Here is a 19,969-nt window from a genome sequence, read left to right as displayed (position 1 = left end):
GGCGGCCGGGCACGCCGTACCTCCGCGTGCCCGACCCTCCCGCCTGACCCGGGGCGGATCAGGCGTGCGGGACCACCGCGACGGGACAGACCGCGTGGTGCAGGACCGCATGGGCCACGGACCCGATGTGCGCCCCCACCGCCGACTCGCGGACCCGGCGGCCCACGACGAGCAGCTGCGCGTCCGACGCGGCGCTCAGCAGCACCTGGCCACCGCTGCCCTGCTCCACGTGGGCGACGACTTCGACCGCCGGGTACTTCAGCCGCCACGGCTCCAGCGCCTGCTCCAGCGCGGCCTTCTCGTACGGCTCCAGGCCACCGAACTGGTCGGCGATCCACATCGACCCGGGGCTGTAGCCGTAGACCGGGGGCAGGCTCCAGGCGCGGACCGCACGGAGCGGTACCTTCCGTGCCGCGGCCGCCTCGAAGGCGACGCGCAGTACTTCGGCGGACTCCTCCACGCCGCCCTGCTGCCCGACGACGACCTCACCCTCCTCCGGTACGGCCACCGGCCTGCCGTGCGCGGAGCGTACGGAGACGACGGGGCACTCGGCGGCGGCGATCACCTGCCGACCGTAGGAACCCATCAGGAAACCGACCAGGGCTCCGTACCCGCGCGAGCCGACGACCAACATCTCGGCACCCTTGGCCGCGTGCAGCAGGGCCGGCACCGGCGCCTCAGCGAGCACTTCCGCGGTGAGATCCAGCCCCGGGTACCGCTGGGTGAGCTCGCCCTCCACCTCCTTCAGGACGTCATCGGCCCGCCTGGCTTCGGTGTCCCGGTCCTGGACGACCGGGCCGGCGAGCGGCGCCCAGAACCAGGCGTGGACCACGAGCAGGGGCAGCTCACGCAGTACGGCTTCTCGTGCGGCCCAGTCCGCCGCGGCCCGGCTCTGCGGGGATCCGTCCACTCCGACAACCAGGGTGCGCTTCACGAGTCTGTCCTCCGTACCGATGCCGGGGCATCGAGGTCGGTCGCCAAGGGAGCGGCGCCGGCCGGGGGGACCGGCACCGCTGAACTCACCCTCCCGGCTGGACGCCGTGGCACACAGGGGCCAACAGTCCCTCCCCCAGGGCCGGTCCTCCCCTCGCGGCGCCGCCTCGGCGAGGGCAGTGTGGAGGAATCGGCTCAGTCGACGAACGTCCCGGACCGTCGCACTCAGGAGCGGGCATGGCCTCCTACCCCATCTCGGAACTCGACGCGCACTGGCGCGCCGCCAACTACCTTGCAGTCGGCCAGATCTACCTCATGGACAACCCCCTTCTCACGGAGCCGCTGCGGCCGGAGCACATCAAGCCGCGACTGCTCGGCCACTGGGGCACCTCTCCCGGCCTGAACCTCGTCCACACCCACCTGGGCCGCGTGATCAAGGGCCGGTCGCTGGACGCCCTGTGCGTCTGGGGTCCGGGCCACGGCGGCCCCGCCGTCCTTGCCAACTCCTGGCTGGAAGGCACGTACACCGAGACCTACCCGGACATCACGCGGGACGCGGCCGGCATGGCCAAACTGTTCCGGCAGTTCTCCTCTCCCGGTGGCGTGCCGAGCCACGTGGCCCCCGAGACGCCCGGCTCCATCCACGAGGGCGGCGAGCTCGGCTACGCCCTGGCCCACGCCTACGGAGCCGCCTTCGACCACCCCGGCCTGCTGGTCGCCTGCGTCATCGGGGACGGCGAGGCCGAGACGGGGCCGCTGGCCGCCTCCTGGCACTCCAACAAGTTCCTGGACCCGGTCCACGACGGCGCCGTCTTGCCGATCCTGCACCTCAACGGATACAAGATCGCCAACCCGACCGTGCTGTCACGCATCCCCGAAGCCGAACTCGACGCCCTGCTCAGGGGGTACGGGCACGAGCCTCTGTACGTGACCGGCAACGACCCCGTGCCGGTGCACCGGGCGATGGCCCGCGCGATGGACCAGGCCCTGGACCGCATCGCCGCCATCCAGCAGGAGGCGCGCGCGGCGGGCACCGATCCGGGCCGGGAGTGCGCACGCTGGCCGATGATCGTCCTACGCACCCCGAAGGGCTGGACCGGCCCCGCGACCGTCGACGGCCAGCCGGTCGAGGGCACCTGGCGGTCCCACCAGGTCCCGCTGCCCGGTGTGCGCGAGAACCCCGCACACCTGCGGCAGCTGGAGGACTGGCTGCGCTCCTACCGGCCGCAAGAGCTCTTCGACGCCGACGGGCGGCCCTCCGAGCGGGTTCTCGCCTGCGTCCCGCAAGGCGAGCGGCGGCTGGGCGCCGTCCCGTACGCGAACGGCGGCCGGCTGCTGCGGCCTCTCCCGCTGCCCGCCCTCGACGCGTACGCCGTCCCCGTCGACAAGCCGGGCAGCAGCCTGCACGAACCGACCCGTGTTCTCGGGCGCTTCCTCACCCGGATCATGCGCGACACCGCCGAGCGCCGGGACTTCAGGGTCGTCGGCCCGGACGAGACCGCCTCCAACCGGCTGGACGACCTGTACGACGCCACCGGCAAAGCCTGGCAAGGCCTCACGCAGACCACGGACCGGAACCTCTCCCGGGACGGCCGCGTCATGGAGATCCTGTCCGAACACGTCTGCCAGGGCTGGCTGGAGGGCTACCTCCTCACCGGCCGCCACGGACTCTTCTCCACCTACGAGGCCTTCGCCCACATCGTCGACTCCATGGTCGGTCAGCACATCAAATGGCTGAAGACCTCGCGCGACCTCCCCTGGCGCGCACCCATCGCCTCCCTCAACTACCTGCTCACCTCGCACGTCTGGCGCCAGGACAACAACGGCTTCTCCCACCAGGACCCCGGCTTCGTCGACCACGTCCTCAACAAGAGCCCCGAGGTCGTACGCGCCTACTTCCCGCCGGACGCCAACACCCTCCTCGCCGTGGCCGACCACGCCCTGCGCAGCCGTGACCAGGTCAACGTGATCGTCGCCGGGAAACAGCCTTCCTTCGACTGGCTGTCCATCGACGAGGCCCGTGTCCACGTCACCCGCGGCGCCGGCATCTGGGAATGGGCCGGTACGGATGACCGCTCCCGCGAGCCGGACGTCGTACTCGCCTGCGCCGGCGACGTGCCCACCATGGAGGTCCTGGCCGCCTCGGCCCTGCTCCGCGAACACCTTCCGTGGCTGGCCGTTCGCGTCGTCAACGTCGTCGACATCGCCCGCCTGATGCCCCACGAGGAACACCCGCACGGCATGACCGACACCGAGTACGACGCCCTCTTCACCACCGACAAACCGGTGGTCTTCGCGTACCACGGCTATCCGTGGCTGATCCACCGCCTCGCCTACCGCCGCACCGGCCACCCGAACCTGCACGTCCGCGGCTACAAGGAATCCGGCACGACGACCACCCCCTTCGACATGGTCGTACGCAACGACCTCGACCGCTATCGACTCGTCATGGACGTCATCGACCGCGTCCCCGGCCTCGCCGCCCGCGCCGAAGGCCTGCGCCAGGCCATGACCGACCAGCGCATCCGACACCACAGCTGGATCCGCGCGCACGGAACCGACCTGCCGGAAGTCGAGGACTGGTCCTGGCCGTACTGAGCACACCGCGGACTCGGGCACGGGGTCGGCCGATGCTCCGGCCTCTCCACCGCAGCTGCGCTCACGGCGCGAGGTCTCGGCGTTGGAGCAGCAGGTGCGCTGGCCGAAGGCGGCGTGCTCTGGCCCCAGCTCGGGACCCTTGTCGGAGCGGGAGTGCTGGGCGGGCGAAGCCGAGGCCTTCACGGCACAGCTGCCTTGCTCTGCACCATTCCGTGAGGCTATGCGCCAGCCCGAGGTGGAGCTATTCGACGGGGATGTCCGCCCGGACGATGGTGATCGGGCACGGTGCGTGGAGCGCCGTCTGATGGCTCACCGAGCCGAGCAGGGCTCGGCTGAAGCCGCCGCGACCGCGGCTGCCCACGACCAGCATGTCCGCGCCGTCTGCCGCATCGACCAGGACGTCTACCGGATTGCCGCGTACCAGGCGCTGGTGCACCGAGGAGGCACCGTCCTCACCGAGCACCGCGCGGACCTCCTCGACCAGACGCCGCTCGGCCTCCTCCTCGTCGAACGTGGTGTCCACCGCTGGAGCCGACCATGATGCGGCACCGGGCAGGTCCCATGCCGCGACCGCCTCCACTCGCCCGCTCACCAGCCCTGCGTACCGGACCGCCCAGCGCAGCGCGGCCTGGGACGAGGGCGATCCGTCGACGCCCACCACGATCCGCGGAGCCTCTTGCTGCCTGTCCATTCCGCTCATCCTTCCGACGGCTGATACATCCACAGTGTGCGCATTACGAACACAGCGCCACGCGAGCATGCAGCGACTGCCGGTCAGCCCTTGGGCAGCCGGAACCACCGCTCCTGGCCTGCGCAAATGCGTTCGTGCCGGTCTCCGGGCAGGACCACGGGCACCGGGCCCAGAAGTGACGGAGGGACGCTGATGCCGAGCCGGCCGGGCCGGAACCGGATGCGGATGTCCCGGTGCCCCAGGTAGGAGATCGAGAACGCGGAGCCGGGCACTTCGGAGAGGCGTACCGGGTCGATGTGCAGGCCGTCGCCGTGGGGCTCAAGTCCGACGATGCCGCGCTCGACGAGGTCCAGGGTGCCGCCCATCGCGCCGAGGTGGATCCCCTCGCCGGTGGTGCCGCCCTGGACGTCGGTGATGTCACTGAGCAGGGCTTCCTGGCAGTAGCGCCAGGCGTCCGCGCCCTGCTCCCGGGCGAGGACCCAGCCGTGGACGAGGCTGCTCAGCGTGGAGCCGTGGCAGGTGCGCCGCAGGTAGTGGTCCACCGTCCTGCGCCAGAGGCCGTCGTCGAGGCGGTGTCCGAGCCGAAGGAAGAGTTGCTCGAGCTCTGCGGGGCGGAAGAGGTAGCCGAGCATGAGAGTGTCGGCCTGCTTGGACGCCTGGTAGCGGTTGGGCGTGTCGCCTTCGGCTTCCAGGATGCGGTCCAGGCGGCGGATGTCGTGGTAGCGGGCGCGGTAGCCGCCCCAGTCGAGCTCGGCGAGGTCCCCGTAGCCGTGGAACTGGCTGATCACATCGCGGTGGAACGGCACGTACAGGCGGTGCGAGACGTCCTCCCAGACGGTGAGGTCGTCGGGGCCGATGCCCAGTTGCGTGAGGAGCTCGGCGCGTCGGGCTGCCGGAAGTTCCCCGTACAGGTCGAGGGCGCGGGCCAGCACCCAGGCGGCGGTGACGTTGGTGTAGGCGTTGTCGTCGATGCCGGGGGCGGCGGCGTCCGGGTAGGCGTCGTGGTACTCGTCCGGGCCGACGACGCCGCGGATCCGGTAGCGGCCGAGGTTGGTGTCCCACGTCGCCGTGTCCGCCCAGAAGTGGGCCGTGTGCAGCAGGAGTTCGGCGCCCGGGCCGTGCATGAACCCGGCGTCGCCGGTGGCCAGCCCGTACCGCCACACGTTCCAGGCGATGGCCGACCCCACGTGGTGCTGGAGGTGGGAGTGGTCCGGCAGCCAGCGGCCGGAGCGCGGATTGAGGTGCAGTCGCTGCGTCTCCTCGGTGCCGGAACTGCCGCTCTGCCAGGGGAACATGGCTCCCTTCACCCCGGCCCGGCGAGCGGCCTCCCGGGCCGCGGGGAGCCGTCGGTGCCGGTACATCAGCAGGGCACGAGCGGTCTCGGGCAGGTGGAGGGCCAGGTAGGGCAGGACGAACAGCTCGTCCCAGAAGACGTGGCCCCGGTACGCCTCGCCGTGAAGGCCGCGGGCAGGGACGCCGGCATCGAGCTCGGCGGTGTGCGGCGAGAGGGTCTGCAGGACGTGGAAGGCGTGCAGCCGCAGAACCTTGCCCGTCTCTCCGGGTACTTTCAACTCACCTTCGCTCCAGAGGCGTTGCCAGGACGCCCGGTGAGAGTTCAGCAAGGAAGGGAAGTCCGGGGCGTGTGTGGCGCAGTCGATGCTCCGCCGCAGCGGATCGGCCGGGGGACGGTCGAGCGAGGTACACAGGGCGGCTGTCTTCACCACGACGACCGGGGCGGTCCGCTTGATCGGCAGGACGAACGTCTGCGTGGCGGTGGTGGCTGTGCATGTCCGGCCCACCGGTGCCAGAGGACGTGCCGCTGTCCGGACCGCGAGCCCGATCTTCACCCGGGAGGTGGTCGTGGTGCAGGCGATCCAGGCGGTGCCCTCCGCCTCCACTCCGGCCCGGTGCTCGACGAGATGTAGCCCGGCCAGGGCGCGGTAGCGGTCGACTCCCGCGTTGGTGACGTCACCGTCGAGTACGGACTCGATCTCGATCCGGCCGCTCCAGCCGTGCGCTCTGAACACCGTGTTCTGCGCGGCCAGGTTCGGAACTCCCATGTGGACGAGGCGGGTGTGGGTGACGCTCAGGCGGCGGCCGTCGGCGTCGTGGAAGAGCATGCGGCGGGTGAGCGTTCCGGCACGCAGGTCCAGCGACACGCGGCTGTGGCGCAGGGTCGGGTGGTCGGGTGTGAGCCAGTCGCTGGGCGGTGCGCCCTCGGGCAGGCAGCGGTACCGCAGCGCGGTCCAGTCCGGCAGCCGGACCATGTCCTCGTTGGAGACCGTGCGTCCGCCGACGGCGGAGTCGAGCCGGTCGTAGCATCCGGCGAGGTACGTGCCCGGGTAGTGGATGTCGTCGGCGACGCTTTCGGGCGCTGAACCGCGCGTGGCGAAGCGGCCGTTGCCCAGGGTGCACAGGGACTCGACCAGCCGCTCGGCCTTGGGGTCGTAGTGGGGGTACTCCCAGCGCCAGGCCGTGGTCACGGGCGGTCGCCTTCGAGTGCGGCGGGCAGGCCGGCGAGGTCGGGTAGGACGAGATGGGCGCCGTGCGCGCGCAGGGCGTCCCTCATGTGCGGGTCGTCCTCTCGGTCGAGTCCCACCACCAGCCGGAAACGGCCTCGGTGTCCCGCTTCGACGCCGGCGAGTGCGTCCTCCACCACGGCGGTGTGCGCGGGGGTCGCGCCGAGACGGCCGGCAGCTTCGAGGAAGAGGGCAGGGTCGGGTTTGCCCGGAAGGGCGAGTGCGGCCGCGTCCTGGCCGTCCACCAGGGTGTCGAAGTAGCCGATGAGCCCCGCGGACTCCAGGAGGGGGCGGGCGTGCCTCGAAGCCGAGACGGCTGCGCATCGCACCTCCGTCTCCCGTAGTCGCTGGAGCGCGGGCCGTACGTCATCGAAGGTGCGGACGCCGTCGGTCCGCAGCATCGCGGAGAAGACCGCCTCCTTGCGGGCGGCGACCGCGTGAACGCTGGTGCATCCGGGCGGATCCCCGGGCGTTCCGGGTGGGAGGTCGATGTGACGGGCGCGGAGGAAGGCGCGTACGCCGTCGAGGCGGGACCTGCCGTCGACCAGGTCCCGGTATTCGCGGACGGCGTCGAACGGGCGTGGTCGTGCGCCGGGGGGCGACGGCTGCCATTCGGTGAGGCAGCCGTCGAAGGTCTCCTTCCAGGCGGCCGCGTGGCGGTCCGCCGTGGCGAGGAGCACTCCGTCGGTGTCAAAGACGACCGCGTGCAGGTCGCTCATGAGTCGTGCACCACGCGGCGGCCGGTGATCCGATCCGGGGTGAGCTTCATCCAGTGGCTGCGCGGACCACCGGCCCAGGGCTGGGAGCGGGCCGTGGTGTCGAGGTGGCGAATCTCGTCCGGGTCCGTGACGGCTGCCAGTTCACCCACCGCCAGGACGCTCCAACCGGTGGCGGTCACGTCGTCGATGTTGTCGATCTCGAAGGCGACCTCGGTTCCGGCGGCTCTGGCCGTGACGGCTTCTGCTGAGGTGCGGAAGGCGATATCGGGTCCTGCGACGAGGTAGTTGACGGGGAGGACGGCCGGGCCTTCGGAGGTGAAGATGGCGATGCGGCCGACGCCGTGGGTGTTCAGCAGCCGCCGGCATTCGGTCTCGTCCAGCGGTACGAGCGTACTGTCGCGCCGGGCGGTGGCTCGGCCGGCGACGCGGTGGGCGCTGGCTCCGGTCAGGTCGTCGACGGTGAGGCCGAGGGCATCTGCCACCCGGACGAGGGTGCCGATGGCAGGACTGGCGGCGTGCTCCTCGAGGTAGGCGATGTACGTGCCGTCGGCGCCGCACCTCTGGCCCAGTTCGTCGCGGCTCAGGCCGAGGGCTTCGCGGCGGGCCGCCAGACGGCGGCCCAGGTCGGTGTGTCCGGCCATCTCGCCGGATGGCTGCGGGTGGGTGCTCGGTGTGCTCTTCACGGCACTCACTGCTCCTGGGGCGGTACGGCGAGCGTGTCGTGCTGCGGTCCGCCGAGCACGACCTTGAGGGCGCCGGTTTCGCCGGCGCGCGAGAAGACGTCGTACGCCTCTTCCATCTGGTCCAGCTCGAAGCGGTGGGTGACCATCGCGGTGCCGGGGAGGCGTCCGGCGGCCATCATGCGCAACAGCATGGGGGTGGAGTGGGTGTCGACGAGGCCGGTGGTGATGGTGACGTCCTTGATCCACAGGTCTTCGAGGTGGAGGACGGCGGGCTTGCCGTGGACGCCGATGTTGGCGACCCGTCCGCCGGGGCGGACCATGCGGGTGCACATCTCGAACGCCTCGGGCACGCCGACGGCCTCGATGACCACGTCGGCCCCGAGCCCGTCGGTGAGGTCCTCCACCAGCCGCTCGGGCTCCTCGTCCGCACTCGCGGTGGCATCGGCGCCGAGGTCGCGCGCGGCAGCGAGCCGGGAAGCGGCGAGGTCGACGGCGATGATGCGCCCGGGGCTGTAGAGCTGGGCGGTGGCGATGGCGGCCAGGCCGATGGGGCCGGCTCCGACCACGACGACGGTGTCGCCGGGGCGCACGTTGCCGTTGAGCACGCCGACCTCGTAGGAGGTCGGGAAGATGTCGGCGAGCAGGACCGCGTCGTGGCTGGCCAGGGCGCTGGGCAGCGGGTGCACGGAGAGGTCGGCGAAGGGGACGCGTACGTATTCGGCCTGGGTGCCGTCGATGGTGTGGCCCAGGACCCAGCCGCCGCCTCCGCGGCACTGTCCGTAGTGCCCTTCGCGGCAGAAGCGGCAGCGGCCGCAGGCGGAGATGCAGGAGATCAGGACGCGGTCGCCGGGGCGGACGCTGCGGACGTCGCCGCCGGTCTCGACGACGGTCCCGACGGCCTCGTGGCCCAGGATCCGGCCGGGGGTCACTTCGGGGACGTCGCCCTTGATGATGTGCAGGTCGGTGCCGCAGATAGTGACGGCGTCGACCCTGATGATCGCGTCGGCGGCGTCCTTGATCGCGGGGTCCGGGACGTCCTGCCAGGACGTCTGCCCGGGCCCGTGGAAGACGAGTGCCTTCATGGCGCGGCCTTCTCTCTGTGTGCTGTGCGGGAGGGGGTCACCGTCAGGCTGCGCCCATGTCCCTCCGTCCCGCTTGGGCCGGTCGGCCCTTGCCCGGGACCGGTCGGTCCCCAGCGGACAGGGCGTTCCGGTGCGACGGTGGAGACCGGCATCCGTTCCGAAAGGAGGGCTGCTGCCATGTCCCAGTCAGTCCCGTCTCCTGCTTCCGCCCGCCCGGCCCTGCTGAGGTTCCTCGGCGGAGTCCGGACGGTCACCGGCAGCAAGTTCCTCGTCGAGAGCGACCACGCCCGGATCCTCGTCGACTGCGGACTCTTCCAGGGTGTCGCTGACCTGCGCCGTCGCAACTGGGACAAGCTGCCCTGCGATGCCTCGGACATCCACGCCGTCGTCGTCACCCACGCCCACCTGGACCACTGCGGCTACCTGCCGCGACTGGTCCGGCACGGCTTCCGCGGCCCGATCCTGACCAGCGCCCACACCGCACGCCTCGCCGAGATCGTGCTCCGCGACAGCGCCCGCCTCCAGATGGAGGCCGCCGAGCACGCCAACCAGCACGGCTGGTCCAAGCACCGCCCCGCCAAGCCGCTGTACGACGATGACGACGTCGACCACACGATCAAGTACTTCGACCCGGTCGCGGTGGGCAGCGAGATCGAGATCATGGCCGGAACGAAGCTGATGCTGCACCACGGCGGGCACATCCTCGGCTCCGCCTGGGCGCACCTGACGCTGGAGGACGGCCACACTCTCGCCGTCAGCGGCGACCTCGGCCGCCCCGGCCACCCTCTCCTCCTGCCGCCCGAGCCGTTCTCCGGCGCCGACGTCCTGCTGATGGAGTCGACGTACGGCAACCGCCACCACGACCACGAAAGCGCCCAGCGCGAATTCGCCTCGGTGATCACGCGGACGCTGTCCCGCGGCGGGACCGTGGTCATCCCCGCCTTCGCGATCGACCGCACCGAGGTCGTCCTGCACGAGCTGGCCGCCCTGCGCAGCGACGGCACGTTGCCCCGCCACGTGCCCGTGTACGTGGACAGCCCCATGGCCCTGGCCGCCCTGGACGTCTACCGCGACGCCCTGCGCAGCCACTCCCCCGAACTACGGCCCGAGATCCTCGCCCAGGGCGAGGCGGCGATCAGCCCGGAGCCCTTCCTGGCCGCCCGGACCGTCCAGGAGTCGATCGACATCAACAACGCCACCGGCCCGGCGATCATCGTCTCGTCCGCCGGCATGGCCACCGGCGGCCGCGTCCTGCACCACCTCCACCGGACCCTGCCGGACCCCCGCAACGCCGTGGTCATCGTCGGCTTCGCCGCCGCCGGCACCCGGGCTCGCGACCTCGTGGACGGCGCCCGCACGCTCAAGATGTTCGGCGAGTACGTCCCCGTACGCGCCGAGGTCGCCGACGTACCGCACTTCTCCGCACACGCCGACGCCGACCAGATCATCGACTGGCTGCGCAACGCCCCGGCCCCCCACACCACCTACCTGGTCCACGGCGAGGAGACCGCAGCCGAAACCCTGCGGGACCGCATCGACCACGAGCTGAAATGGACGGCCGTCGTACCCAGGTCCGGGGAGGCCGTCCTGGTCCGCTGACCGGGGCCGGACGGTCCCCTCGGTGTGCACCCCGCGGCCCTCCCGGGCACGGCGGCCCTCCGAGCAGGGTGGATGCGAAGGGTTGGAGGCACTCCATGAGCACCATGCACACCATCCTCGAAGCGATGGCACCCGAAGCCCGCGAAGCCCTGCTCGCCCACTCCCACCAGGTGACCTTCCCGGCCGGCACGCGCATCTTCAACGAACGCCGGCGGGCCGAGAAGTTCTGGATCATCCAGTGCGGCACCGTGGATCTCGACACCCACGTCCCCGGGCACAAGAACGTGGTCGTCGAAACCCTCGGCTACGGCGAGCTCCTCGGCTGGTCCTGGATGTTCCCTCCCTACAGCTGGCACCTGGGAGCCACCGCCTCCCGCGAAGTGCGCGCCCTGGAGTTCGACGCAGCGGCCGTACGGGAGCTGTGCAACGAGGACTCGGCCGTCGGCCGGTCCGTCTCCATTGCCGTGGGCGCGGTCATCGCCGACCGGCTCGACTCCGCCCGTACCCGGCTCCTTGACCTGTTCGCCCCTCACGGCAGCGGCACCCCGCTCGCCTACGCACGCTGAGGACCCCGCCATGACCTCCACCCCGTACACCGTCGCCGACGTCATGACCACCAAGGTCATCGCCGTCACCCCATCGACCGGCTTCAAAGACATCGCCACCGCGATGGAACGGTGGAAGGTCACCGCCCTACCCGTCATCGAGGGCGAGGGCCACGTCGTCGGTGTGGTCTCCGAGGCGGATCTCCTCCCCAAGGAGGAGTTCCACGAGCACCGCCCGGGCCTGATCGAACAGATGCGCCGCCTGGGCGACACCGCCAAGGCGGGCTCCACCCGCGCCGAGAACATGATGACCACCCCGGCCGTCACGATCCGCCCCGACGCCACCCTGCCTCAGGCCGCCCGCCTCATGGCCGACCGGCACATCAAGCGCCTCCCGGTCGTCGACGCCGACGGCGCCCTCCAGGGCATCGTCAGCCGCGCCGACCTCCTCAAGGTCTTCCTCCGCACCGACGAGGAACTCGCCACCGAGATCCGCCGAACGGTCGTCGACCGCCTCTTCCCCCTCTCCCACGAGGCGGTCAAGGTCACCGTGTTCCAGGGGATCGCCACCCTGACCGGCGAGGTCCGCGACGGCGACCTGATCCCCGTGGCCGAACGCCTCACCCACTCCGTCGAGGGCATCGTCGACGTCCACTGCCGACTGGACGCACCGGCCGAGGCGTGAAGTCCGACCGCCGAGCCGTGCCGGGACGATGCCACGCAGAGCCCGTACCGACGAGGAGCGCAGCGACGAGCAAAGCCCTGCGGGTCAGCGCCGGATGGCGATCACCTCGACGTCCGCGTTCATGGCGCGCAGCCTCCGCACCGCTTGTAGCAGCGAGACTTGAGCGAAGGCGAAGGCGAAGGCGAAGAGAGAGTCGACGGCAACATCCTCGCCGTCCTTCAGCAGGATGCCGAAGACCACGCGGAGCGTACCGAAGTCTTGGGATCCAGCATGTGGTGCCCCACTCCGTAACTCAGCGCATAGACCCCACGGGCCGTACGCATGATGACCAGGCCGGCTGCAGAGCGATTCCTTTCGCTGACGTTCAGGCCGGTGATGGACTCGACGGTGTCGCACCGGTCAGCCGCGCTCGCGAGGGACTCCTCCCGTCATCAGACGGACAGGAGGCGTCCCCGCCACTGAACTGACCACCCGAGGTTCGCGCAGATGCCAGCCGAGAAGGGGTGCCAGCAAGGGCGGACGGGGGTATCTGAGCCCACCGGGCGTTCGCACGCATGTCCGGTGACAACAACGGCTGTTATGTGCCGACTATCGTTGTGAGTCACAGTGGTTCAGCGGCGGACGCGGGGCATACCCAGGCCGATCCAGGAGATGATCTCGCGCTGGATCTCGTTGTTGCCGCCGCCGAAGGTGAAGATGACCGCGCTGCGGTAGCCGCGCTCCAGCTCGCCGTGCAGGACCGCGCCGGCGGAGCCGTCCTTCAGGGAGCCGGCCGCGCCGACCACCTCCATCAGCCAGGCGTACGCGTCCCGGCGCGCCTCGGAGCCGTAGACCTTGACCGCGGAGGCGTCCTGCGGGGTGAGGGTGCCGTCCTGGACGGCGTTGACCATCTGCCAGTTGAGCAGCTTCATGGCGTCGAGCCTGGCGTGCGTGCGTGCGAGGCGGGCGCGGACCCAGGAGAGGTCGATGACGCGCCGGCCGTCGGCGAGCTTGGTCTCGGCGGCCCAGCGCTGGACGTCGTGCAGGGCGCGGATGGCCATGGTGCCGTGGGCGGCGAGGGTGACGCGCTCGTGGTTGAGCTGGTTGGTGATCAGGCGCCAGCCCTTGTTCTCCTGGCCGACGCGGCGGCTCGCGGGGACGCGGATGTTCTCGTAGTAGCTGGCCGTCGTGTCGTGCGAGGCGAGGGTGTTGATGAGGGTGCAGGAGTAGCCGGGGTCACTCGTCGGCACGAGGAGCATGGTGATGCCCTTGTGCGCGGGCGCGTCCGGGTCGGTGCGGACGGCGAGCCAGACCCAGTCGGCGGTGTCGCCGTTGGTCGTCCAGATCTTCTGTCCGTTGACGACGTAGGTGCCGCTCTCCTCGTCCCCCTCGCGCACCGCCTTGCACTTGAGGGCGGCGAGGTCGGTGCCCGCGTCGGGCTCGCTGTACCCGATGGCGAAGTCGATCTCCCCGGCGAGGATCCTGGGGAGGAAGTGGGCCTTCTGCTCGTCGGTTCCGAACTGCATGATGGTCGGCCCGACGGTGTTGAGCGCCATCAGCGGAAGCGGTACGACGGCCTGCGCGGCCTCGTCGAAGAAGATGAACTGGTCCATGGGCGACATGCCGCGCCCGCCGTACTCCTTCGGCCAGCCGACCCCGAGCCAGCCGTCGGCGCCGAGCCGGCGGATGGTCTCCCGGTAGAAGCGCTTCTGCGCGGCCGGGTCCTCGTACCGGGCGTAGACGTCCGCGGGCACCAGCTCGGCGAAGTAGGCGCGCAGCTCGGTGCGCAACTGCTGCTGCTCAGGCGTGTATTCGAGGTGCACGGCCCCTCCGGGAGTCTCGCGGTCCAGCCGGTGACTGTGGTTGCGGAGGGCAGACTAGAACCTGTTACAAGAATCCGGAAGGGATTGGTTTCAGGTGGAGAGGAACAGCACGTCGAAGGCGACGAGTTCGCGCGGCGCGTCGAAGGCGTACTCCCCCGAGACCTGTCCGGACGAGTCCGACCGGTTCGCGTGCGCGTTGAACGCGGAGCTCCGCTGCCAGCTCGCCCCGGCCGGGGCGTGCGGCCCCAGCCGGTCCGGCAGTGCCGACAGCGCGGTGGTCTCGAAGGCGTACTCGGGATCGCGCAGGATCCCCGCCGCGACGCCCGGCTGGAGGCGGGCGATGCCGACCACCCGGATCCGGGAGTCCTGGCTCGGGATGCTCCGGTTGCCGTACTTGGCCTCGTCGAGGTCGTAGCCGAGCCAGTGCGCGTCGCTCAACTCGCCCAAGTACGGCCTGAACCGCGCGTTCAGCGGCTCCACGTCCGCGCGGACCCGGGTCTGCGCAGTCGGCTCCGGCCACAGGAGGTACGTGACACCGCCGCCGACGGCCAGCAGCGGGAGTCCGGCGGCCAGCAGGAACCTCCGCCGGCTCGTACGTCCCCGCTGCATGTCCACGATCGCCCCCGGTGCCGGTCAGTTCAGGGCGCTGATCATAGCCGCGGCCGTGGCCGCCATCGCCGTACGGGCGGCCGCCAGGTAGGGCCGCGGATCCGCCGGCGTGAGGTGCTCACGGATGGCCCCGGTCATGGCCACGTTCAGCGCGGTGCCGATGTTGACCTTGCGGATGCCGCCCGCGACGGCTGCCGCGAGCTCGGCGTCCGGCAGGCCGGAGGAGCCGTGCAGGACGAGCGGTACCTCCACCGTCTTGGCCAGCCGGGCGAGCAGTACGTGATCCAGGGCCGCGGTCCGGCTGGTCATGGCGTGGCTGCTGCCGATCGCCACGGCGAGGGCGTCGACCCCCGAGTCGGCGACGAACCGCCGCGCCTCGTCCGGGTCGGTACGGGCACCGGGCGCGTGCGGGTCGAGCGGGGCCTCGCCGTTCTTGCCGCCCACCTCCCCCAACTCGGCCTCGATCCACAGCCCGTTGGCGTGTGCCCAGTCGGCGGCCGAACGCGTGGCCTCCAGGTTCTCGGCGTAGGCGAGGTGCGCGGCGTCGTACATCACCGAGCCGAACCCCGCATCCACGGCCTGCCTCAGCAGTTCGGTGCTCTTGACGTGGTCGAGGTGCAGGCCGACCGGTACCGCCGCGGCTTCGGCGCAGGCGACGGCGGCCCGGGAGATGGGAAGCAGCCGTCCGTCCCTGAACTTCACGGCGTTCTCGCTGAGTTGGAGGATCACCGGCAGGCCCACCGACTCGGCGCCCGCGATGACGGCCTCGGCGTGCTCCAGCGTGATGATGTTGAAGGCGGCGACGGCCCGGCCCGCGGTGGCGGCCTCCAGGACGAGTGCGCCCGCGCCGACGAGGCTCATCGGACCGCCTCCTCTCCGGCGGTGAGGATCACCGAGCGGGTGAGGTTGCGCGGCGCGTCCGGGTCCAGCCCCTGGTGGGCGGCTACGGCGATGGCCAGCCGGTGCACCCGTACCAGCTCGGCGAGGGGGTCGAGCCGCCCGGCCACCCACTGGGCCCCGGTGCCCCGCACCTGCTCGGCCAGCCCCTCGGGGGCCTCGCCGAGCGACCACGTCGCCGTACCGGGGGCGGAGACGCTGATCGGCCCGTGCCGGTACTCCATGGCGGGATAGGACTCGGCCCAGGACAGGGAGGCCTCGCGCATCTTGAGCGCGGCCTCGTTCGCGAGCCCGACGCTCCAGCCCCGCCCGAGGAAGGTGAACTGACCGCGGCTCTCCAGCCCCTCGGGCAGCGGCTGGGCCAGCGCGGTCCGCGCGTCGGCGACGACCCCGGCACTATGCAGGCCGACGTGCGCGCGCAGCAGGGTCAGGGCCGTGGTGGCGAAGCGGGTCTGTACGACGGACTGCTCGTCGGCGAAGTCCAGTACGACGAGCTCGTCCGCCAGGGTCATCACCGGGGTCGCGGGGTCGCCGATGACGGCGGTGGTGGGCACGCCCGCGTCGCGCAGGGCGGCGAGCAGGTCCAGCACTTCGGTGGTCGTGCCGGACCGGGTCAGGGCCACGACCCGGTCGTAGCGCCGGTGCCGGGGGAACTCCGAGGCGGGGAAGGCGTCGGTGTCGCCCTGTCCGGCCTCCTCCCGCAACACGGCGGCCGCCTGGGCCATGTAGTACGAGGTCCCGCACCCGACGATCGCGGTACGCTCCCCCGGCTGCGGGAGCACCGCCCGCCGGGCCGGGGCCAGTTCGGCGGCCCGCTCCCAGCATTCGGGCTGTGTGCCCAACTCGTACGCGACGTGGCTCATGGCGGCTCCTAGCGCGGTGCGTGAGTTCTGTGTGCGTTTTCCTGCAAGATAGCGGGCAGTTTCACGCAACTTCAAGCATCCACGGGTTGATCGCCTGAGTTAATCTCTTCGGAGGACAGGCGTAACCGAACACTCGGAAGAGCGGCGGAAGACCGAAGGGGGCGGCTCGATGACCCGCAAGGAGCGCTGGCAGACACTGCTGGACCTGCTGGTGGAGCGGGGCGAGCTGGAGGTGGAGCCGGCCGCGGAGGCACTGGGGGTGTCCGCGGCGACGATCCGCCGCGACCTCGACCAGCTCGCCGAACAGCAGCTGCTGGTCCGCACCCGCGGCGGAGCGGTGCTGCACGGGGTCTCGTACGAACTCCCGCTGCGCTACCGCACCTCCCGGCGGGCGGCCGAGAAGCGGCGCATCAGCGAGGCGGTGGCCGCCCTGGTGACGCCGGGCGAGGTGATCGGCCTGACCGGCGGCACGACGACCACCGAGGTGGCCCGCGCCCTCGCCGCCCGCGCGGACCTCAGCACCGGTTCGCCCGCCCTGACGGTGGTGACGAACGCGCTCAACATCGCGGGCGAGCTGGTGATCAGACCGCAGTTCAAGATCGTGCTGACCGGGGGTGTGGCCCGGCCCCAGTCCTACGAGCTGACCGGTCCGCTGGCCCAGGGGGTGCTCGGCCAGCTCACGGTGGACACGTCGATCGTCGGCGTGGACGCGTTCGACCCCGCCGACGGGGCGGCCACCCGCCACGAGGACGAGGCGGCGATGAACCGCCTGCTGTGCGAGCGGGCCCGCCGCGTGGTGATCGCGGCCGACTCCAGCAAGCTCGGCGTACGCGCCTTCGCCCGGATCTGCGACACCTCGGCGGTGGACGTGCTGGTGACCGACACCGGCCTGTCGGCGGAGGTCGCCGAAGCCTTCGAACAGGCCGGCGTGGAGGTCCTGCGGGTCTGACCCGCAGGCCCGGCCCGGCCGTCCGACCCGCCCGTCCGCCCGGGTGCCGGGCCCGCGGCGGGGTCAGTACGTCGGCAGGCGGTCCGCCTCGCGGGCCAGCGCCGCCAGGACCGGGGCGATCAGCGGGTGCGACTCGGCGCCGCGGCGGGTCGCCGCGAAGACCCTCCGGGTCGCCGCCGGACCGGTCACCGGCCGGGCCAGGGCCTCCTTGAGGTCCATGCCGCGCAGCGCCGAGCGGGGCACGAGCGCGACTCCGGCTCCCGCGCCGACCAGCGCCACGACCGCCCGGAAGTCATCGGAGGAGTGCACCAACCGGGGCTGGAACCCCGCCAGTTCGCAGGCCAGCAGCATCACGTCGTGACACGGGTTCCCGGGGTACTGCCCCACCCATTCCGCGTCCGCGAGGTCCGCCAGCTCGATGGCGGGCAGGCTCGCCAGCGGGTGGTTCACGGGCAGCACCGCGTCGAAGGGCTCCGCGTACAGCGGGAGCACCGACAGCCGTCCGTCGTCCGCGCCCGGCGCGCCCCGGTACTCCACCGCCAGCGCGAGGTCCGCCTCCCCGTCCAGCAGCAGCGGCAGGCTCTGGTCGCCCTCCGCGTCCCGTACGCGCAGCCGGATCCCGGGGTGGTCGTGGGCGAGCCGGGCGATGGCCGGCGCCAGTACCTCCGCGATGCCGGTGGCGAAGGCCGCCACCGTCACCTCGCCCGCCGTGCCGCCCGCGTAGGCGGCGAGCTCCGCCTCGGCGCGCTCCAGCTGGGCCAGCACCTCGTGGGCGTGGCCGAGGAGGATCTCCCCGGCCGCCGTGAGCCGTACGCCGCGGCCGCTGCGGGTCAAGAGCGCGTGCCCCGTCTCCTGTTCCAGCGCCGCGAGCTGCTGGGAGACGGCGGAGGGGGTCAGGTACAGGGCTGCGGCCGCGGCGGTCACCGTACGGTGGTCCGCCACGGCCCGCAGGATGCGCAGCCGGCGGGGGTCGATCACACCCCCATGATGTCAGCCCTGAGCAGCGACGAGAGCCGCGCGGGCGTCCACGAAGGCGGCCACCGCACGCTCGACGTCCGCCGTCGAGTGCGCCGCGGAGAGCTGTACGCGGATCCGGGCCGCGCCCATCGGCACCACCGGGTAGGAGAAGCCGATCACGTACACCCCGCGCTCCAGCAGAAGCTCGGCCATCCTGGCCGCTTCGGCCGCGTCGCCGATCATCACGGGGGCGATGGCGTGGTCACCGGGCAGGATCTCGAAGCCGGCCTCGGTCATCTTCGTACGGAAGAGCGAGGTGTTGGCGGCGAGCTGCTCGCGCAGGTCACCGGCCGACTCCAGCAGGTCGAGGACCTTGAGGGAGGCCGCCGCGATGACCGGGGCGAGGGAGTTCGAGAAGAGGTACGGGCGCGAGCGCTGGCGCAGCAGTTCCACGATCTCGGTGCGCGCCGCGACGTAGCCGCCGGAGGCGCCGCCCAGGGCCTTGCCGAGGGTGCCGGTGATGATGTCGACGCGGTCCATGACCCCGTGCAGCTCGGGGGTGCCGCGGCCGCCGGGGCCGACGAAGCCGACGGCGTGCGAGTCGTCGACCATGACCATGGCGTCGTAGCGCTCGGCCAGGTCGCAGATCTCGGCGAGCGGGGCCACGTAGCCGTCCATGGAGAAGACGCCGTCGGTGACGATCAGCTTGCGGCGGGCGCCGCCCTCGGTGGCCTCCTTCAGGCGCGCCTCCAGCTCGGCCATGTCGCGATTGGCGTAGCGGAAGCGGCGGGCCTTGCAGAGGCGGATGCCGTCGATGATCGAGGCGTGGTTGAGGGCGTCGGAGATGACCGCGTCCTCGGCGCCGAGCAGGGTCTCGAAGACTCCGCCGTTGGCGTCGAAGCAGGAGGAGTAGAGGATCGTGTCCTCCTGGCCGAGGAAGGCCGACAGGCGCGCCTCCAGCTCCTTGTGCACCTCCTGGGTGCCGCAGATGAAGCGGACCGAGGCCATGCCGTAGCCCCAGCGGTCCAGGGCGTCCTTCGCGGCCGCGACGACCTCGGGGTGGTCGGCGAGGCCGAGGTAGTTGTTCGCGCAGAAGTTGAGGACCTCGCCGGGGGCGCCGCCCGCGGTGACGGCGACGGCGGCGTTCTGCGGGGTGCCGATGACGCGCTCGGGCTTGTGCAGGCCTGCGGCGCGGATCTCGTCGAGGGTGGTGCGGAGGTCCTCGCGGACGGTCTCGAACATGGTTCTCCTAGTGCGGCGGAGGAAGACGAACGAAGGGGGGTCCCGGCCCCGCCGGGTGCCGTCCGGCGGAGCGGGGGTGGTCGGTAGGGCTCCGGGCCCCGCCGGGTGCCGTCCGGGGGAGCACGGGTGGTGGTCGGTAAGGGGGCCGGGCCCCGCGGAGGGGGGAGGGTAAGCGGGGCCCGGCCGTAGGGAGATGGTCTGTGTGCCGCGGGGCGGGAGCCCGAAACCCTGGGCGGAGTTCCGGAGCCCTGGGCCCGGAGGCCTGGAGCCCCGGCCCGGAGGTCCGGAACCCTGGACCCGAGGTCAGGAGCCCCAGACCCGGAGGTCCGGAACCCTCGGCCGGAGGCCAGGAGCCCCGGACCCGGAGGCCGGGAGCCCCGGACCCGGAGGCCAGGAACCCTCGGCCGGAGGCCAGGAGCCCCGGACCCGGAGGCCGGGAGCCCCGGACCCGGAGGCCAGGAACCCTCGGCCGGAGGCCAGGAGCCCCGGACCCGGAGGCCAGGAACCCTCGGCCGGAGGCCAGGAGCCCCGGACCCGGAGGCCGGGAGCCCCGGACCCGGAGGCCAGGAACCCTCGGCCGGAGGCCAGGAGCCCCG

The 19,969-nt window shown here is 71.8% G+C and carries 17 protein-coding genes and 2 pseudogenes; 5 read left to right on the top strand and 14 right to left on the bottom strand.

Annotation, left to right across the window (positions count from 1 at the left end; translation table 11 throughout):
* Window positions 1–58: 58 nt before the first annotated feature.
* Window positions 59–934: a universal stress protein gene (locus ACZ7GJ_RS35265; RefSeq protein WP_470757662.1), complete on the bottom strand. Its 876-nt coding sequence runs from the start codon at window positions 932–934 to the stop codon at window positions 59–61.
* 236 nt (window positions 935–1,170) lie between these two features.
* Between ACZ7GJ_RS35265 and ACZ7GJ_RS35260 the strand changes: the two genes are divergently transcribed.
* Entirely contained in the window at window positions 1,171–3,531 is a 2,361-nt protein-coding gene (locus ACZ7GJ_RS35260) for a phosphoketolase family protein (RefSeq protein ID WP_470757660.1), read from the top strand.
* A gap of 241 nt (window positions 3,532–3,772) precedes the next feature.
* On the opposite strand, the gene ACZ7GJ_RS35255 is transcribed toward ACZ7GJ_RS35260, so the two are convergent.
* The 5 genes from ACZ7GJ_RS35255 to ACZ7GJ_RS35235 all read right to left on the bottom strand — a co-directional run bounded on the left by ACZ7GJ_RS35255 (window position 3,773) and on the right by ACZ7GJ_RS35235 (window position 9,225).
* Window positions 3,773–4,222 (bottom strand): universal stress protein, encoded by a 450-nt coding sequence (locus ACZ7GJ_RS35255; RefSeq protein WP_470757658.1) that lies wholly within the window; start codon window positions 4,220–4,222, stop codon window positions 3,773–3,775.
* A gap of 83 nt (window positions 4,223–4,305) precedes the next feature.
* The gene (locus ACZ7GJ_RS35250; protein ID WP_470757656.1) at window positions 4,306–6,705 is read right to left on the bottom strand and encodes a glycoside hydrolase family 65 protein; all 2,400 of its coding nucleotides are present in this window, start codon (window positions 6,703–6,705) and stop codon (window positions 4,306–4,308) included.
* Complete coding sequence (locus ACZ7GJ_RS35245; protein ID WP_470757654.1) at window positions 6,702–7,460, bottom strand: HAD family hydrolase; 759 nt, start codon at window positions 7,458–7,460, stop codon at window positions 6,702–6,704. The genes ACZ7GJ_RS35250 and ACZ7GJ_RS35245 overlap by 4 nt, the downstream gene beginning before the upstream one ends.
* Window positions 7,457–8,143 carry a helix-turn-helix domain-containing protein gene (locus ACZ7GJ_RS35240; protein ID WP_470757652.1) on the bottom strand — a complete coding sequence of 229 codons (687 nt, stop codon included), beginning with the start codon at window positions 8,141–8,143 and terminating at the stop codon, window positions 7,457–7,459. The genes ACZ7GJ_RS35245 and ACZ7GJ_RS35240 overlap by 4 nt, the downstream gene beginning before the upstream one ends.
* A 5-nt stretch (window positions 8,144–8,148) precedes the next feature.
* Window positions 8,149–9,225, bottom strand: coding sequence for a zinc-dependent alcohol dehydrogenase family protein (locus tag ACZ7GJ_RS35235; protein ID WP_470757650.1), 1,077 nt, complete (start codon window positions 9,223–9,225; stop codon window positions 8,149–8,151).
* 177 nt (window positions 9,226–9,402) lie between these two features.
* Between ACZ7GJ_RS35235 and ACZ7GJ_RS35230 the strand changes: the two genes are divergently transcribed.
* The 3 genes from ACZ7GJ_RS35230 to ACZ7GJ_RS35220 all read left to right on the top strand — a co-directional run bounded on the left by ACZ7GJ_RS35230 (window position 9,403) and on the right by ACZ7GJ_RS35220 (window position 12,054).
* Window positions 9,403–10,824, top strand: a complete 1,422-nt coding sequence (locus tag ACZ7GJ_RS35230; RefSeq protein ID WP_470757648.1) for an MBL fold metallo-hydrolase RNA specificity domain-containing protein — start codon at window positions 9,403–9,405, stop codon at window positions 10,822–10,824.
* 95 nt (window positions 10,825–10,919) lie between these two features.
* The gene (locus tag ACZ7GJ_RS35225) at window positions 10,920–11,390 is read left to right on the top strand and encodes a cyclic nucleotide-binding domain-containing protein (protein ID WP_470757646.1); all 471 of its coding nucleotides are present in this window, start codon (window positions 10,920–10,922) and stop codon (window positions 11,388–11,390) included.
* A 10-nt stretch (window positions 11,391–11,400) separates the two neighbouring features.
* Window positions 11,401–12,054: a CBS domain-containing protein gene (locus ACZ7GJ_RS35220; RefSeq protein WP_470757645.1), complete on the top strand. Its 654-nt coding sequence runs from the start codon at window positions 11,401–11,403 to the stop codon at window positions 12,052–12,054.
* 84 nt (window positions 12,055–12,138) lie between these two features.
* Here the strand turns inward: ACZ7GJ_RS35220 and ACZ7GJ_RS35215 are convergent.
* The 6 genes and pseudogenes from ACZ7GJ_RS35215 to ACZ7GJ_RS35190 form a co-directional block, all read right to left on the bottom strand.
* Window positions 12,139–12,309, bottom strand: a pseudogene (locus ACZ7GJ_RS35215) (DUF6119 family protein); the annotation flags it as partial.
* A pseudogene (locus ACZ7GJ_RS35210) lies at window positions 12,273–12,437 on the bottom strand (hypothetical protein); the annotation flags it as partial. The pseudogenes ACZ7GJ_RS35210 and ACZ7GJ_RS35215, both read right to left, overlap by 37 nt.
* Before the next feature lie 228 nt (window positions 12,438–12,665).
* Window positions 12,666–13,856 (bottom strand): acyl-CoA dehydrogenase family protein, encoded by a 1,191-nt coding sequence (locus ACZ7GJ_RS35205; protein ID WP_470757643.1) that lies wholly within the window; start codon window positions 13,854–13,856, stop codon window positions 12,666–12,668.
* A 90-nt stretch (window positions 13,857–13,946) separates the two neighbouring features.
* The gene (locus ACZ7GJ_RS35200) at window positions 13,947–14,471 is read right to left on the bottom strand and encodes a hypothetical protein (protein ID WP_470757641.1); all 525 of its coding nucleotides are present in this window, start codon (window positions 14,469–14,471) and stop codon (window positions 13,947–13,949) included.
* Window positions 14,472–14,489: 18 nt separating this feature from the next.
* Complete coding sequence (locus tag ACZ7GJ_RS35195; protein ID WP_470757639.1) at window positions 14,490–15,326, bottom strand: class II fructose-bisphosphate aldolase; 837 nt, start codon at window positions 15,324–15,326, stop codon at window positions 14,490–14,492.
* The gene (locus ACZ7GJ_RS35190) at window positions 15,323–16,225 is read right to left on the bottom strand and encodes an SIS domain-containing protein (RefSeq protein WP_470757637.1); all 903 of its coding nucleotides are present in this window, start codon (window positions 16,223–16,225) and stop codon (window positions 15,323–15,325) included. Before ACZ7GJ_RS35190 ends, ACZ7GJ_RS35195 begins: the two co-directional genes overlap by 4 nt.
* A gap of 169 nt (window positions 16,226–16,394) precedes the next feature.
* Here ACZ7GJ_RS35190 and ACZ7GJ_RS35185 point away from each other — a divergent pair, with 169 nt between their 5' ends.
* Complete coding sequence (locus ACZ7GJ_RS35185; RefSeq protein WP_470757635.1) at window positions 16,395–17,174, top strand: DeoR/GlpR family DNA-binding transcription regulator; 780 nt, start codon at window positions 16,395–16,397, stop codon at window positions 17,172–17,174.
* Between the two features lie 63 nt (window positions 17,175–17,237).
* On the opposite strand, the gene ACZ7GJ_RS35180 is transcribed toward ACZ7GJ_RS35185, so the two are convergent.
* Together ACZ7GJ_RS35180 and ACZ7GJ_RS35175 are read right to left on the bottom strand one after the other, a co-directional pair.
* Window positions 17,238–18,152, bottom strand: coding sequence for a LysR family transcriptional regulator (locus ACZ7GJ_RS35180; RefSeq protein ID WP_365916199.1), 915 nt, complete (start codon window positions 18,150–18,152; stop codon window positions 17,238–17,240).
* Window positions 18,153–18,164: 12 nt separating this feature from the next.
* Window positions 18,165–19,373, bottom strand: coding sequence for a glycine C-acetyltransferase (locus ACZ7GJ_RS35175; protein WP_470757633.1), 1,209 nt, complete (start codon window positions 19,371–19,373; stop codon window positions 18,165–18,167).
* Window positions 19,374–19,969: the final 596 nt, after the last annotated feature.

This window comes from Streptomyces sp. NPDC037242 (genome assembly GCF_055604165.1).
Note: the sequence above shows the minus strand (reverse complement) of the source record. Positions and strands in the feature narration are given on the sequence as shown.